Raw genomic sequence first — 14,331 nt, 5'->3', positions numbered from 1 at the left:
TCCTGTCTCCCTTGAGAATTGACGGCGGATGAGGGGCGCTACGGCGCGTCCACCCTACTGTGCGAAGCGATCACGGCGCCCCCGCGCCGCCCCCGACCGCCGCGTCCGCCGAGGTGTCCGGGGCGGCTGACGCCGGGGCGTCCGCCCCGGCGGTCCGTTCGCGCGGTGCCAGCGGGGCGAGGTCGCCGGTGTCGCCGAGCCTGAGGAGGAAGGGGCGCAGCCGTGTGTAGCGGATCGCCGTGACCGAGCAGGGGTCGGCGTGGATGCGCTGGAACAGGTCCAGATGCATGCCGAGCGCATCGGCGACGAGCGCCTTGATGATGTCGCCGTGCGAGCACATCACATAGGCCGCGTCGTCGCCGTGCTCCGCCTCGATGCGGGTGTTCCAGTCCCGTACGGCGTCCACGGCGCGGGCCTGCATGGCCCGCATGGACTCACCGCCCGGGAACGCCGCGGCGGAGGGGTGCTGCTGCACGACGGTCATCAGCGGCTCGTCGGAGAGCTCGGCGAGCTTGCGCCCCGACCAGTCCCCGTAGTCGCACTCGCTGATCCGCTCCTCGGTGTGCAGGGGCAGGCCGGGGCGGGCGTCGAGCAGCGGCTGGAGCGTCTGCCGGCAGCGCTGCAGGGGACTGCTGACGGCGGCGGCGAGCGTGAGCGCGGACATCCGTCCGGGAAGTGCGGCGGCCTGCTCGGCACCGCGTTCGTCGAGGGAGACACCGGGGGTGCGGCCCGCGAGCACTCCGGCCGTGTTGGCGGTGGAGCGTCCGTGGCGTACGAGGATCAGCGTGGGCATACGGGCCAGGGTAGTTGGCCCGGCAAAGGTGCACAGCGGGCGGCGGCAGGGAAGAATGCCCGCCGTGATCGTGGACCGTGCCATCTACGCAATGGCCCATAACCAGGAAGTATGTCCCGAATGATCGTGGACTGTGCCATCTACCGCGACGGGCGCCGTACCGACGGACCCGCCGACTTCTCCGACGCGCTCGACGAGGCGCGGGCCACCGGGGACGCCTTCCTCTGGATCGGCCTTCACGAGCCGACCGAGAAAGAGTTCGACCTGGTCAGCCACGAGTTCGGGCTGCACCCGCTGGCGGTGGAGGACGCGCTGGGCGCGCACCAGCGGCCCAAGCTGGAGGTGTACGACGACTCGCTGTTCGCGGTCATCAAACCGATCGTCTACGAACCCGAGGGCGACACGGTCAGCACCGATGAGCTGATGGTCTTCATGGGCGACTCGTTCGTGGTGACGGTCCGGCACGGCGAGGGTGCCCCGCTGGCGGCCGTCCGCCGCCGCCTGGAGGCCGAGCCCGAGGTGCTCAAGCACGGCCCCACGGCGGTGCTGTACGCGGTCAGCGACGCGGTCGTGGACCACTACATCGATGTCGCGGCCGAGCTCCAGGTCGACCTGGAGGAGCTGGAGACCCAGGTGTTCGCGCCGAGCGGAAGCGGCAACTCCAAGAACACGGCGGCCGAGATCTACACGTTCAAGCGCCAGGTGCTGGAGTTCCGCCGGGCGAGCGGGCCGCTGGCGGTGCCGATGTCCCGGCTGGCGAGCGCGGGGGTGCCGTTCGTCCACGAGCACTCCCAGCCGTTCTTCCGCGATGTCGCCGACCATCTGACGCGCGCCAACGAGCAGGTGGAAGGCCTGGACCGGCTCCTCTCGGACATCCTGTCGGCGCATCTGGCGCAGATGGGCGTGCGGCAGAACGACGACATGCGCAAGATCTCCGCCTGGGCCGCCATGGCCGCCGTCCCCACGATGGTGGCGGGCATCTACGGCATGAACTTCGACCACATGCTGGAACTGCACTGGGTATGGACCTACCCGGTGGTGATCGGGCTGATGGCCTGCGCGGTGATCGGCCTGTACCGCCAGTTCAAGCGGCGCGACTGGCTCTGAGCCGGGGCGGCCGGCCCGGAGCGGCCGGGGCCGGCCAGGGCCGCGCGGGGCCTGCGGGGCCTCCGGGGCCTGCGGGGCCTGCGGGGCTCAGGCGTACTCGGCTTCGGCGACCACCGGGCCGCCCAGCGCGTCACGCCGCTCGGGCGGGGCCAGGCTCACCATGCGCCGCCAGCCGATGAGACGCTCGTACGCGTACATCGCGTGGATGCCCGCCGCCAGCACGCCGGCCTTGGCACGGGGCCAGCGCAGCACCTCGCCCATGTGCGCCATCACGGCGAGGCTGACGTCGCGGTAGACCCGGATCTCGGCCAGCGCGCACTCCCGCAGGGTGCGCTGGATCGCGCGGCCGTGTCCGGCGCGGGCGAAGCGGAGCAGTTCCTCGTGGCAGTACGCGAGGTGGTTGTCCTCGTCGTTGGAGATCATCTTCACCGCGCGGCCGATGTCGGGGTGGTCGGCGAAGTATCTGCACAGCAGCCGCATCTGCTCCGAGGCCCGCTGCTCGGTGACCCTGCTGTGGGCCAGATAGGTGATGATGTCGCGCTCGGAGAGCGGCTCCTCCCGCTTGAGCCGGCCGTGCGCGAGGCCGATGCCGTTCCTCTCCAGCAGCATCGTGTAGTCGGTCTCCCCCGGGACCTCCACGGGCCGCAGTCCGCGCTTCTTCAGGAGCGCGTTGAAGATCCGGCCGTGCTTGTCCTCGTCGGCGCCGTGGCGGACGATCCGGGGAGCCAGCTCCCGCTGGCTCTCGGGGACGAGAGCGGCGATCCGGCCGTTCTCCCAGCCGCCCTGGGACTCCCCGCTGGCAGCGATGGAACAGAAGAGCCGGAAGGACTCGTCGTCGTCGAGGATCTCCTGGAACAGGCTTTTTGCCGAGAGCATCAATGCCACCTCCGTACGGGTGTCCGCAGAGGCAAAGTCAAATGCGGTGCGCGACGGTCGGCAACCGGAGGAGGGCGCGGCAGGACACCGGGACGCGCCGCGTAACCGTCGGCCGCGCGGCGCGTTGTTCCGCGTGACGGCCGTGGCGGGGTCGACCCCGAGCCCCCACCACGGCCGTGGCGCTGCCCGGCGGTGCTCAGGCCAGGCCGGAGCGCTCCAGGGCGTCCGTGCCGGCGCGCAGGGCGGCGATCCGCTCGTCGAGGGTGAAGCCGGCCGGGGCGAGGGTGAGGGTGGTGACCCCGGCGGCGGCGTACGCCTGCATCCGCTCGGCGATCCGCTCCACGGGTCCGAGCAGCGTGGTCTGGTCGATGAGCCGGTGCGGTACGGCGGCGGCGGCGCCGCTCTTGTCGCCGGACAGGTACGCGTCCTGGATCTCGGCGGCTTCCTTCTCGTACCCCATGCGCTGGGCGAGCTGGTTGTAGAAGTTCTGCTTGCGGCTGCCCATACCGCCGACGTAGAGCGCGGTGTACGGGCGGAACATGTCGGCCAGGCCGTTGATGTCGTCGCCGACGGCGAGCGGCAGGGTCGGGCAGACGTCGAAGCCGTCCATGGTCTTCCCGGCCTTCTCACGGCCCGCCCGCAGGTGCCGCAGCGCGGTGTCCTCCAGGTGGTCGGCGGACGGGAAGATCAGCAGGGCGCCGTCGGCGATCTCGCCGGTCTGCTCCAGGTTCTTCGGTCCGATGGCCGCGATGTAGAGCGGGATGTGCTCGCGCTGCGGGTGGACGGTGAGCTTGAGCGGCTTGCCCGGACCGTCCGGCAGCGGCAGCGTCCAGTGCTGACCCTCGTAGCTGAGACGCTCGCGGGACATCGCCCTGCGGACGATCTCGACGTACTCACGGGTGCGGGCCAGCGGCTTGTCGAACTTGACGCCGTACCAGCCCTCCGAGACCTGCGGGCCCGACACCCCGAGGCCGAGCCGGAAACGGCCGCCGGAGAGCGAGTCGAGGGTGGCCGCGGTCATCGCCGTCATGGCGGGCTGACGGGCCGGGATCTGCAGGATCGCGGAGCCGACGTCGATGGACTCCGTCTGCGCGGCGACCCAGGCCAGCACGGTGGGCGCGTCGGAGCCGTAGGCCTCGGCGGCCCAGCACACGTCGTAACCGAGCCGGTCGGCCTCCTGGGCGACGGCGAGGTTGTCGCCGTCCATGCCCGCGCCCCAGTAACCGAGATTGATGCCGAGCCGCATAACCGCTCCCCTTACTGATCAGTAACGTCCCTGTGGTCCGGACTCTAGCGCGCGTCACGGCGTTCCGGCAGGCTCGGCGGCCCATCGGTTGTCCACAGGCCTCCACTCCGTGGGGCCATGGCCAGTAATCTCAGCGCCCATGGAGCAGAGGCAACTCGGCCGTACCGGCCTACGCGTGTCACGGATCGGGCTCGGCACCCTCACCTGGGGCCGGGACACCGACGAGCACGACGCCGCCGACCAGCTGAAGGCCTTCTGGGACGCGGGCGGCACGCTGATCGACACCGCCGATGTGTACGGGGGCGGGGAGGCCGAGTATCTGCTCGGGCAGCTCGTGGACACCCTCGTGCCCCGGCAGGATCTGGTCATAGCGACGAAGGCGGGCAGCGTCCCCGATCCCTACCGCCGCTTCGACGGATCGCGCGGCCATCTGCTGGCCGCGCTCGACGCCTCGCTGGAACGGCTCGGGACGGACTACGTGGACCTGTGGCAGGTCCACGCCTTCGATCCGGCGACCCCGCTGGAGGAGACCCTGCAGGCGGTGGACCTGGCGGTGTCGTCCGGCCGCGTCCGGTACGCGGGGGTGTCGAACTTCTGCGGCTGGCAGCTGGCCAAGGCGGCCACCTGGCAGCTCGCCTCGCCCGGCGTACGCACCCGGCTGGCCAGCACGCAGATGGAGTACTCGCTGCTCCAGCGCGGCGTCGAGCGGGAGGTGCTGCCGGCCGCGCTGGACCTCGGGGTGGGCCTGCTGCCCTCGTCCCCGCTGGGCCGCGGGGTGCTGACCGGCAAGTACCGGCTGGGCACCCCGTCCGGCTCCCGGGGCGCCTCCGATCAGCTGGCCCCCTTCGTCGAGCCCTATCTCGACGATGCGGCGAGCCGGATCGTCGACGCGGTGGCGACGGCGGCGGACGGCCTCGCCACGACGGCGCTCCAGGTGGCACTGGCCTGGGTCCGGGACCGGCCCGGGGTGGCGGCCCCGGTCATCGGCGCGCGCAACGCGCGACAGCTCAGAGAGGCTTTGTCAGTGGAGGCGCTTAGTCTTCCTGACGAGATCTGCCGGGCGCTCGACGATGTGTCGGCGCCCGTGCACCGCTATCCCGACCAGGACTGGAGCACTCTGTGACTGCGCTTCCCCGGGGGGAAACCCCAGGCCCCTCGGCCGAGGACGGCCCGCCGGACGCCCCCGACACGCCGGACGGGGCGACGGGCGACGGGGCGGAGGCCGCCGCGGACGGGAGTGCCGGGGGTGACGCCGCCGACGAGGCCGTCTCCGAAGCCGTGCCGGAGTCCGGCGGTCCTGGGACACCGGCCCCGCACGACGGGACGGCCGACGAGAAGGCCGACGGGACGGAAGCCGCCGCCGGCGAGGGGGCCGGTGCGGCGGAAGCCGCCGCCGCGCCCTCCGAGGCGGAGGCCGAGCTCGCCGCCCAGCGCGAACTGCGGGAGCGGATCGAGAAGCGCAAGGCCGACAAGGCCGGGCCCATCCCCGCCGGTACGAAGCTCAGCGGCACCGCCGCCGATCTCCTCGCGGCCGTCCGGGCCGTCGAGAGCGGTGACCAGGCCGGCACCGAGTTCTTCGACTCCCCCGCGACCGCCCCCGCCCCCCGCCGCGCCGCCCCCGCCCCCACGCAGCCCGCCGCGCCGCGCCCCCGGCCGGCCGGGCCGGCCCCCGCGGCACCGGGCGCCTCGCCCGAGGCGGCCGCTTCGGTGCGGGCGCTGCTCGCCGAGGGCGGGGCTCCCGGGGCGCTGGCCCGCCCGGCCGCCGAAACGCTGGGCGAGCAGGCCGCCGAGGCCCTGCGCGAGGACCCGTGGCGGCTGCTCGCCGTTCCCGGGGTCGGACCGGAGCAGGCGGACGGGTTCGCGCGGGCGCTGCTGGGCGCCGGATGCGGCCCGGACGACGAGCGCAGGACGGCGGCACTGGTCGGCTGGCTGCTGGAGCGGGCGGCCCGTCAGGGCCATACGGCGCTGGACGCCGCGGACGTACGGGCCGCGCTCGCCGAGCGCGCGGTGAGCGACCCGGACGCGGCCGTGGAACACGCCGTCGCCGAGGGCGTCGTGCTGGTCTTCCAGGACGGCCTGGAGGCGGCGGAGGCCGCGGACGAGCCCGGCCCCGCCGACGGGGAGGACGCGGAGGGCGGCGCCGGTCAGGCGCCGGAGCCGGTCCAGGTTCTGCTGGGCCTGGACCGGTACGCACTGGCCGAGGAGAGCCTCGCCGACGGCCTGGCCCGGCTGGTCAACGCCGGCGGGAGGACCGCCGACTGGTCCGCCGCCGCTGCCGCCGCCCCGTCCCCGTCCGCGGCCGAGCTGATCCGTACGGCCGCCACCGGCGGTCTGGTCACCCACAGCGGCGGCGAGGCGGCCCGCGCCGAACCGGCCGCCCTGATCGCGGCGGCCCGGGGCCTGGGGCTGCGCGCCCTGGGCGCCACCCACAGCGAGGACGGCCGCGACAGGCTGGCCGGGGCGGTCGGCGACCCGCTGTCGGCGGTCACCGTCGCCGGGCTGCTCAGCGGCGCCGAGGGCCCCGGGCGGGACGAGGACGGTGCGCTGGCCCTGGATCTGCTGGTCGTGCTGGACGCCCCGCAGCTGGACGTGGAAGCGGCGGCGATCCTGGTGGAGTCGCTCGCGGACGGCACCCGGCTGGTGCTGAGCGGCGACCCCGGTGTGCTGGGTTCGGCGGGCGCGGGCCGGGTGTTCGCGGATGTGCTGGCCGCGCGTGCGTGCCCGCAGGTCGTGTCCCGTACACCGGACCCGGGCCCGGTCGGTGAGCTCGTCTCCGGCATCGGCATCGGTGAGCTGAACCAGGTCGAGGCGCCGGGCAAGGAGGTGGTGATCGTCCCCGTGCGCGATGCGGGCGAGGCGGTCCACCGCACCGTCCAGCTGGTCGCCGACTCGGTTCCGCGTGCCTTCGGCATCCCTTCCGCCGACACCCAGGTGATCACCGTCGGGCACGGCGGCTCGGCGGGCACCCTGGCGTTGAACGCCGCGCTGAAGCAGCGTCTGAACCCGGGCCCCGGACGGTTCGGCGGCTTCGATCCCGGCGACCGCGTCGTCCATGTCCCCGCGCCCGGCCGGACCGTGCCCGGGGTGGTGCTCTCGGCCGACGCCGAGGGACTGCGCCTGGACTGCGCGGGCGTCCCCGTCGTCGTACCCCAGGACCGGGTGGAGTCGGCCGTGCGGCACGGCTGGGCGCTCAGTGCCCATCAGGCGGCCGGGATGCGCTGGCCCGCCGCGGTCGTCGTGCTGCCCGGCGACGCCGCGCAGGGGCTCAGCCGCCCCTGGGTGTACACCGCCTTCAGCCGCGGGGAGCGGCATCTGTCCGTCGTGCACGGTGTGGACCAGGCGCTCGCGCACGCGGTCGCCCACATCCCCGCCCAGGAGCGGACAACGCGGCTGCGCGCCCTGCTGGAGGCTCTGCCGACCCCCGGCGCCGCGTCCTGAGGACCGCCCCGGCAGCACTGTGGCCCCCGGTGTGCCGGGGGCCACGGCCGACGGGTGCTCACCGGGTGTTCAGGAAGTACCTGCCGTCATATCGTCCAGGTCCTCGTCCAGCTCCTCCTCGTCGAAGACCGAGCTGACGTCGAACCGGCACACCACGAGCCGGGGATCGGCGTGGTCGAACGGTGCTCCGAGCCATTCGCCCGGCTCGGGGGGCACGTCGGCGGCCGCGACCCAGAGCGTGGAGTCACCCTCCTCAAGGCCGAACTCCTTGTGCCGGGAGGCGATCTCGTCCGGTTCGTACTCACCGAAGAGCACGCCGAGCGCGGCATGGACGCTGGTGCCGACGACAGGGCCGTCCCCGGTGCCCAGGTCGTCCGATTCCAGATCTGCGAGGCGCTGTGCCTGAGCGAGCAGTCGCGGGGGTTCCACGACCGTGTAGTCGCGCCGGATCAGCACGCTCAGCGCGCTGGGCTCCCCGGGACCGGCATAGGGCGGCAGGGAGTCGTCCGCGCCGGGGATCTCGAAGGGTGTGACCTCGTCGTAGCGGTCGTAGAGGAGTTCGTCGTAGACCTCGGCCGCGGCGGCCAGTTCATTGAACGCGTCATAGACGGCGGGGTCGTCGTCCCCGGTACGGCGTTCGACCGCCTCAAGGTGATGGTCGAGCGCGGCTTTGACCGCTTCGGCGGCGGCACGTACCTCGGCAGCGGTGGGCTGCACAGCATCAGACATAGAGCAGACGCTATCCGTACCGGGGCTGTGCCCGCACAATAGATGCGATGCCGGAATACGAATTTATCGACGTGTACGTGCCGCGCGGGGTGTCCCGCAACGATGCGGCCCGACTGCTGACCGACCACGCCGAGTACGGGCACTGGGAGTTGGACCGCCTGACCCGGCGCCTCGACGGCAGCCGCAGAGTGCGGCTGCGCAGACGGATCATCCGCCAGATACGGGCCACCTGGTAGCACGGAGCGGGCCCCGCGGATGAGGGGCCCGCTCCGCTCACCGTACGGTCCGCGACCGTCTCGGAGCCGCTACGCGGCGCTCCGGGAGCGGCGGTACAGGACTGATCCGACACCGGCCAGGAGCAGGCCCGCGCCCGCCGGGATCAGCAGGTCGAGCCCGCCGCCACCGGTCTGTGCGAGCTGCTCGCCGGGGTGGCCCTGGGCCTGCGGGGCGTTGGGCTCGGGCGGACTGTTCACCGGCGGGGTGGGGGGCGTCTCCGGCGTGACGGGCACCTCCGGCCGCGGCGGGGTGATCCCGGCGTCGTTGCCGCAGCTGTTGCCGAAGGTGGGGTTGAGGAGCCCGCCGATGGTGACGCTGTTGCCGCAGGCGTTCACGGGGATGTCGATCGGCACCGCGACGTTGTTGCCGGACAGGAGTCCGGGGGATCCCTGCGCCGTGCCTTCCGCCGAGGCGCCGGGGGCACGGTGCTTCCCGCCGCCGGTCCCGCCGCCCGCTGTCCCGGCGTCAGCGCCCGGCGCCTGCGCGGTGGTGCTGCCCGCCGCCGCGTGGCTGCCCGAGCCGCCGCTGTCGGCCGCACCGGCGTGCGACGCGGTCCCCGACGTTCCGTTCTCGCAGTCGTTGCCGAACGTCGGGTTCAGCAGTCCGCCCACGTTCACGGAGTTGCCGCACAGATTGACCGGTACCTCGACCGGAATCTGGACCGAATTCCCGGACAGTACCCCCGGGGAATTGGTCGCCGCACCGTTCGCCCCGGCGTCGGCGTGTGCGTAGCCACCACTCAGCGCGAGCACTCCGCCCGCCGCCGCGATGGTGATCAGGCCTTTTCGAGTGACCTGTCGCATAGGTTCGTTTCCTGCCTTCTGCCTTTCGAAATACCCCCGGACACAACCGTGCGAGGGCCGAATGCCGAGCGTCCCCGGAGTGCATGGCACGCACTCCGGGACCGGCCGGGCTCACACCCTTACGGGTTGATGCACAACGTCACGCGTTGACGCAGGTGTTGCCGAAGGCGGGGTTCAGCAGCCCGATGACGGAGATCGTGTTGCCGCACAGGTTGATCGGCACGTGGACCGGAACCTGGACGACGTTGCCCGAGAGCACGCCGGGGCTGCCGACAGCGGCACCCTGGGCACCGGCGTCGGCGGCGGCCATACCCGCACCCGCGAGCACCAGACCACCGGTAGCAGCCGCGATTGCGACGACCTTCTTGATCATTATTCCTCCTCGTTGGAAACGCGGTCCCAGCCGCGGACCGCATCCCTTGTAACGAGGGGTGGTCAACGGGGCTACGAGTGGGGAACCCCTTTCACCCTTTCCGGTCACATACGCACAGGCAGTCGAATACGTGCCGGTGCTTCAGCAGTTGTCGATGAATCGGTCGAGCACCCGCACGCCGAACTGCAGACCGTCGACCGGCACCCGCTCGTCCACACCGTGGAACATCCCGGCGAAGTCGAGCTCCGGCGGGAGCTTCAGCGGGGCGAACCCGAAGCCCCGGATGCCCAGGTCGTCGAAGGACTTGGCGTCGGTGCCGGCCGAGAGCATGTACGGCACGGCCCGCGCGATCGGGTCCTCGGCGACCAGAGCCGTCTGCATCGCGTCGACGAGGGCGCCGTCGAACGTCGTCTCCAGGGCCTTGTCCGCGTGCACGTCCTCGCGCTTCACGTTGGGCCCGAGGATCCGGTCCAGGTCGGCCAGGAACTCCTCCTCGTACCCCGGCAGGAAGCGGCCGTCCACATGGGCGGTCGCCTGCCCCGGAATGACGTTGACCTTGTAGCCCGCACCGAGCTGGGTCGGGTTCGCGGTGTTCTGCAGCGAGGCGCCGATGAGCTTGGAGATACCTCCCAGCTTGGCGAGCGTCTCCTCCATGTTCTCGGGGTCCAGCTCCGTGCCCAGGGCGTCCGAGAGCTCGTCGAGGAAGTGCCGCAGCGTCTTGGTCACCCGCACCGGGAACTTGTGCCGGCCCAGCCGCCCGACGGCCTCGGACAGCTCGGTGATGGCGTTGTCCCGGTGGATCATCGAGCCGTGGCCGGCGGTGCCGTCCACGGTCAGCTTCATCCAGTGCATGCCCTTCTGGGCCGTCTCGACGAGGTAGAGCCGCAGCTTCTCGTTGACGGTGAAGGAGAACCCGCCGACCTCGCTGATCGCCTCGTTGACCCCCTCGAACAGCCCGGGGTGGTTGTCGACCAGGTAACGGGCGCCGTAGGTGCCGCCCGCCTCCTCGTCCGCGACGAAGGCCAGCACGATGTCGCGCGGGGGCTTGCGGCCGCTGCGCATGCGGTCACGGACGACCGCGAGGGTCATGGCGTCCATGTCCTTCATGTCGACGGCACCCCGGCCCCACACGCAGCCGTCCGCGATCTCCCCGGAGAACGGGTCATGGGTCCAGTCGGCCGCGTTGGCCGGGACGACATCGGTGTGCCCGTGGATGAGCAGCGCGGGCCTCGACGAGTCCTCGCCCTCGATGCGGGCCACGGTGGAGGCACGGCCCTTGTGGGACTCGAAGATCTGCGGTTCGAGCCCGACCTCGGCGAGCTTCTCCGCGACGTACTCGGCGGCGAGCCGCTCACCGGGGCCCGAGTGGTCGCCGTAGTTGCTGGTGTCGATCCGGATCAGCTCACGGCAGAGGTCCACGACCTCGTCCTCGCCGGATACGGTCCGGGCCGCGTTGGTCTCGCTCACACTGATTCCTTCCGCTGTCGCTGTGGTGCTCCCTCTCATCCTCCCGCGCCGGCGGCGCACACCCAAGGGCACCCACCCCCCGTCATGCGCCGTTCACACCTCCTGGTGCGTGATCGAGCACCCCCGATTGTTTGCTATGGTTTTCCACGTCGGAACGGGCCGGGCCCGCGAGACAGACACCTTGTCCGGGTGGCGGAATGGCAGACGCGCTAGCTTGAGGTGCTAGTGCCCTTTATCGGGCGTGGGGGTTCAAGTCCCCCCTCGGACACCATGCAGTACACCGCAGTGGCCTTCATCGTGAACACGATGAGGGCCATTTCGCGCTGTGCGTCCGGGCGCGCGGCGCCTCGCGCACCGCCGCCCGCCGGGAGGACGACCGCATGCCCCGTACGACCGCCGACTGCCGGCACCGCGCTCCCGCTCCCGCTCCCGCTCCCGCCCCGTCCGGCACCAGCCGGTGAGGGGGCGTGGGAGGCCGCCCGCCGCACCGCTGCCGCAGCGGAACGGGGTCGACGCCGTGCGGGTACGGCTGCCCGAGGACGCCGACGGCACCTGGGCCACCGTCCGGGACCATCTGCTGGAACGGTTCGCGGGGGCGATCGGGGCGGGGCGGGTGGCCGCGATGCTCGACGAGGGCCGGTTCGTGGGCGCGGACGGCGGTGCGGTGAGCGGCGACGAGCCGTACACCGCCGGGCGGCTGATCTGGTTCCACCGGGACTTCGCGCCGGAGGAGCCGGTGCCCTTCCCCGTCGGGGTCGTGCACCGCGACGCGCACCTCGTCATCGCCGACAAGCCGCACTTCCTGGCCACCACTCCCCGTGGCCGGCACATCACCGAGACCGCGGTGGCCCGGCTGCGCCGCGAGCTGGACCTGCCCGCGCTGCAGCCCGCCCACCGGCTGGACCGGCTGACCGCGGGGCTGGTGCTCCTCGTCGTGCGGCCCGGGGAGCGGGGCGCGTACCAGACGCTGTTCCGGGACCGGCTCGTGCGCAAGGAGTACGAGGCGGTGGCCCCGTACGATCCGTCGCTCGCCCTCCCCCGCAGCGTACGGAGCCGGATCGTCAAGGAGCGGGGGGTGCTCGCCGCCCGGGAGGAGCCGGGCGCGGCGAACAGCGAGAGCCGGATCGAGCTGCTGGAGCACCGGGGCGGGCTGGGCCGCTACCGGCTGCTGCCCGCCACCGGACGGACCCATCAGCTGCGGGTCCACATGAACAGCCTGGGTCTCCCGCTCGTACACGATCCGCTCTACCCGGTGGTGGTGCCGGAGGGCACCCCGGAGGACTGGGCACGCCCGCTCCAACTGCTCGCCAGGACGCTGGAGTTCACCGACCCGGTCACGGGAGAACCGCGCCGCTTCGAGAGCGGGCTGCGGCTCTCCGCGTGGCCGGAGCAGTGAACGGCGGGGTGCGCGGCGCGGCGCACGGCGCGGTCAGTGGCCGCGGGCGATCCACTCGTCCAGGTGCGGGGACTCCGCGCCGATGGTGGTGGAGTCGCCGTGCCCGGTACGGACGGCGGTCTCGGCGGGCAGGGCGAACAGCCGGTCCCTGATCGAGTCCACGATCGTGGGGAAGTGGGAGAACGAACGGCCCGTGGCACCGGGCCCGCCCTGGAAGAGCGTGTCGCCGGTGAAGACGGTGGCGAGCCCGGGGGCGTACAGGCAGACCGCGCCCGGGGCGTGGCCCGGGGTGTGCAGGACCTTCAGGACCGTACCGGCGATCTCCAGCTCCTGGCCGTCGGCCAGTTCGCCGTCGGGCGCGCGGTCCGGGTGGGTCTGTTTCCACAGGGGCAGATCGTCCGGGTGCAGCAGGACCGGTGCGCCGGTGGCGGCGGCGAGGGCCGGGGCCGCGTCGATGTGGTCGTTGTGCGCGTGCGTGCAGATGACCGCGCGCAGCGTACGGCCACCGAGCGCGGCCAGGATGGCGTCGGCGTCGTGGGCGGCGTCGATGACGACCGCCTCGGTGTCGTCGCCGACGATCCAGACGTTGTTGTCGACGTCCCACTCGCCGCCGTCGAGGGCGAAGGTGCCGGAGGTGACGAGGTGGTCGATGCGGGCGGTCATCAGAAGACCACCACCGAGCGCAGGACGTCCCCGTCGTGCATACGGGCGAAGGCCTGCTCGATGTCGCCGAGCCCGATGGTCTCGGTGACGAACGCGCCGAGGTCGATGCGGCCCTGCTGGTGCAGGTCGATCAGCATGGGGAAGTCGCGCGAGGGAAGGCAGTCGCCGTACCAGGAGGACTTGAGGGAGCCGCCGCGTCCGAAGACGTCGATGAGCGGCAGTTCGAGCTGCATCTCCGGGGTCGGAACGCCGACCAGGACGACCGTGCCGGCCAGGTCGCGGGCGTAGAAGGCCTGCTTGTACGTCTCCGGGCGGCCGACCGCCTCGATGACGACGTCGGCGCCGTTGCCGCCGGTCAGCGCGCGGATCGCCTCGACGGGGTCGGTGGCACGGGAGTTGACGGCGTGCGTGGCACCCATCTTCTTCGCCGTCTCCAGCTTCCGGTCGTCGATGTCCACGGCGATGATCTTCGCCGCGCCCGCCAGCCGGGCACCGGCGATGGCCGCGTCCCCGACGCCGCCGCAGCCGATGACGGCGACCGAGTCGCCGCGGCCGACCTCGCCGGTGTTGATGGCGGCGCCGATGCCCGCCATGACGCCGCAGCCGAGCAGTCCGGCGACGGCCGGGGACACCTCGGGGTCGACCTTGGTGCACTGGCCCGCGGCGACCAGGGTCTTCTCGGCGAACGCGCCGATACCGAGGGCGGGCGACAGCTCGGTGCCGTCCAGCAGGGTCATCCTCTGCTTGGCGTTGTGGGTGTCGAAGCAGTACCAGGGCCGGCCGCGCAGACAGGCACGGCACTGTCCGCACACCGCACGCCAGTTCAGGACGACGAAGTCGCCCGGCTCGACGTCCGTGACGCCCTCGCCGACGGACTCCACGACGCCCGCGGCCTCGTGGCCCAGCAGGAACGGGAAGTCGTCGTTGATGCCGCCCTGCTTGTAGTGCAGGTCGGTGTGGCAGACCCCGCACGCCTGGATCTTCACCACGGCCTCACCGGGACCGGGGTCCGGGATCACGATCGTCTCGACCCGCACCGGCTCGTTCCTGCCCGGTGCGATGACCCCTTGCACCTGCTGCGCCATACCGTGGACTCCCTGTTTCCGAATGAGGCTCTTGTGAAGATTGATCACGGACAACCGTACGCCTCATGATGTGCCGCGG

The 14,331-nt window shown here is 72.3% G+C and carries 14 protein-coding genes and 1 tRNA gene; 6 read left to right on the top strand and 9 right to left on the bottom strand.

The window, feature by feature from the left end; translation table 11 throughout:
• Positions 1-70 precede the first annotated feature (70 nt).
• A complete protein-coding gene (locus ACIGJO_RS21740; protein WP_399960439.1) occupies positions 71-793 on the bottom strand; it encodes a histidine phosphatase family protein in 723 nt (240 codons plus the stop codon).
• A gap of 111 nt (positions 794-904) precedes the next feature.
• On the opposite strand from ACIGJO_RS21740, the gene ACIGJO_RS21735 reads away from it, so the two are divergent.
• Positions 905-1,900: a magnesium and cobalt transport protein CorA gene (locus ACIGJO_RS21735; RefSeq protein WP_399960437.1), complete on the top strand. Its 996-nt coding sequence runs from the start codon at positions 905-907 to the stop codon at positions 1,898-1,900.
• A gap of 87 nt (positions 1,901-1,987) precedes the next feature.
• Here ACIGJO_RS21735 and ACIGJO_RS21730 read toward each other — a convergent pair whose 3' ends face one another.
• Both ACIGJO_RS21730 and ACIGJO_RS21725 read right to left on the bottom strand, forming a co-directional pair.
• On the bottom strand, positions 1,988-2,776 hold the full coding sequence (locus tag ACIGJO_RS21730) for a ferritin-like domain-containing protein (protein ID WP_399960435.1): 789 nt from the start codon (positions 2,774-2,776) through the stop codon (positions 1,988-1,990).
• A 196-nt stretch (positions 2,777-2,972) separates the two neighbouring features.
• Positions 2,973-4,022 carry an LLM class F420-dependent oxidoreductase gene (locus ACIGJO_RS21725; protein ID WP_399960433.1) on the bottom strand — a complete coding sequence of 350 codons (1,050 nt, stop codon included), beginning with the start codon at positions 4,020-4,022 and terminating at the stop codon, positions 2,973-2,975.
• A 139-nt stretch (positions 4,023-4,161) separates the two neighbouring features.
• Here ACIGJO_RS21725 and ACIGJO_RS21720 point away from each other — a divergent pair, with 139 nt between their 5' ends.
• Complete coding sequence (locus tag ACIGJO_RS21720) at positions 4,162-5,145, top strand: aldo/keto reductase (RefSeq protein WP_399960431.1); 984 nt, start codon at positions 4,162-4,164, stop codon at positions 5,143-5,145.
• A complete protein-coding gene (locus ACIGJO_RS21715) occupies positions 5,142-7,460 on the top strand; it encodes a helix-hairpin-helix domain-containing protein (protein ID WP_399960429.1) in 2,319 nt (772 codons plus the stop codon). The genes ACIGJO_RS21720 and ACIGJO_RS21715 overlap by 4 nt, the downstream gene beginning before the upstream one ends.
• A 69-nt stretch (positions 7,461-7,529) precedes the next feature.
• On the opposite strand, the gene ACIGJO_RS21710 is transcribed toward ACIGJO_RS21715, so the two are convergent.
• On the bottom strand, positions 7,530-8,189 hold the full coding sequence (locus ACIGJO_RS21710) for a hypothetical protein (protein WP_399960427.1): 660 nt from the start codon (positions 8,187-8,189) through the stop codon (positions 7,530-7,532).
• A 47-nt stretch (positions 8,190-8,236) separates the two neighbouring features.
• On the opposite strand from ACIGJO_RS21710, the gene ACIGJO_RS21705 reads away from it, so the two are divergent.
• Positions 8,237-8,425, top strand: coding sequence for a DUF5703 family protein (locus ACIGJO_RS21705; protein ID WP_399960425.1), 189 nt, complete (start codon positions 8,237-8,239; stop codon positions 8,423-8,425).
• Between the two features lie 69 nt (positions 8,426-8,494).
• Here the strand turns inward: ACIGJO_RS21705 and ACIGJO_RS21700 are convergent, their stop codons facing one another.
• From ACIGJO_RS21700 to ACIGJO_RS21690, 3 genes are all read right to left on the bottom strand, one after another.
• The gene (locus tag ACIGJO_RS21700) at positions 8,495-9,268 is read right to left on the bottom strand and encodes a chaplin (protein WP_399960423.1); all 774 of its coding nucleotides are present in this window, start codon (positions 9,266-9,268) and stop codon (positions 8,495-8,497) included.
• A gap of 139 nt (positions 9,269-9,407) precedes the next feature.
• Positions 9,408-9,641, bottom strand: a complete 234-nt coding sequence (chpH, locus tag ACIGJO_RS21695; RefSeq protein ID WP_266929372.1) for a chaplin ChpH — start codon at positions 9,639-9,641, stop codon at positions 9,408-9,410.
• A 141-nt stretch (positions 9,642-9,782) separates the two neighbouring features.
• Positions 9,783-11,147 carry a M20/M25/M40 family metallo-hydrolase gene (locus ACIGJO_RS21690; protein ID WP_399960420.1) on the bottom strand — a complete coding sequence of 455 codons (1,365 nt, stop codon included), beginning with the start codon at positions 11,145-11,147 and terminating at the stop codon, positions 9,783-9,785.
• Positions 11,148-11,291: 144 nt separating this feature from the next.
• Here ACIGJO_RS21690 and ACIGJO_RS21685 point away from each other — a divergent pair.
• Positions 11,292-11,379 (top strand) — tRNA-Leu (locus ACIGJO_RS21685).
• Positions 11,380-11,565: 186 nt separating this feature from the next.
• Positions 11,566-12,504, top strand: a complete 939-nt coding sequence (locus tag ACIGJO_RS21680; RefSeq protein WP_399960418.1) for an RluA family pseudouridine synthase — start codon at positions 11,566-11,568, stop codon at positions 12,502-12,504.
• Between the two features lie 33 nt (positions 12,505-12,537).
• Here ACIGJO_RS21680 and ACIGJO_RS21675 read toward each other — a convergent pair whose 3' ends face one another.
• Together ACIGJO_RS21675 and ACIGJO_RS21670 are read right to left on the bottom strand one after the other, a co-directional pair.
• Positions 12,538-13,167, bottom strand: coding sequence for an MBL fold metallo-hydrolase (locus ACIGJO_RS21675; protein WP_399960416.1), 630 nt, complete (start codon positions 13,165-13,167; stop codon positions 12,538-12,540).
• Positions 13,167-14,252 (bottom strand): S-(hydroxymethyl)mycothiol dehydrogenase, encoded by a 1,086-nt coding sequence (locus ACIGJO_RS21670; RefSeq protein WP_399960414.1) that lies wholly within the window; start codon positions 14,250-14,252, stop codon positions 13,167-13,169. Before ACIGJO_RS21670 ends, ACIGJO_RS21675 begins: the two co-directional genes overlap by 1 nt.
• Between the last annotated feature and the right edge of the window lie 79 nt (positions 14,253-14,331).

The organism is Streptomyces sp. NPDC079020 (assembly GCF_044542225.1).
Classification (GTDB): domain Bacteria; phylum Actinomycetota; class Actinomycetes; order Streptomycetales; family Streptomycetaceae; genus Streptomyces.
Note: the sequence above shows the minus strand (reverse complement) of the source record. Positions and strands in the feature narration are given on the sequence as shown.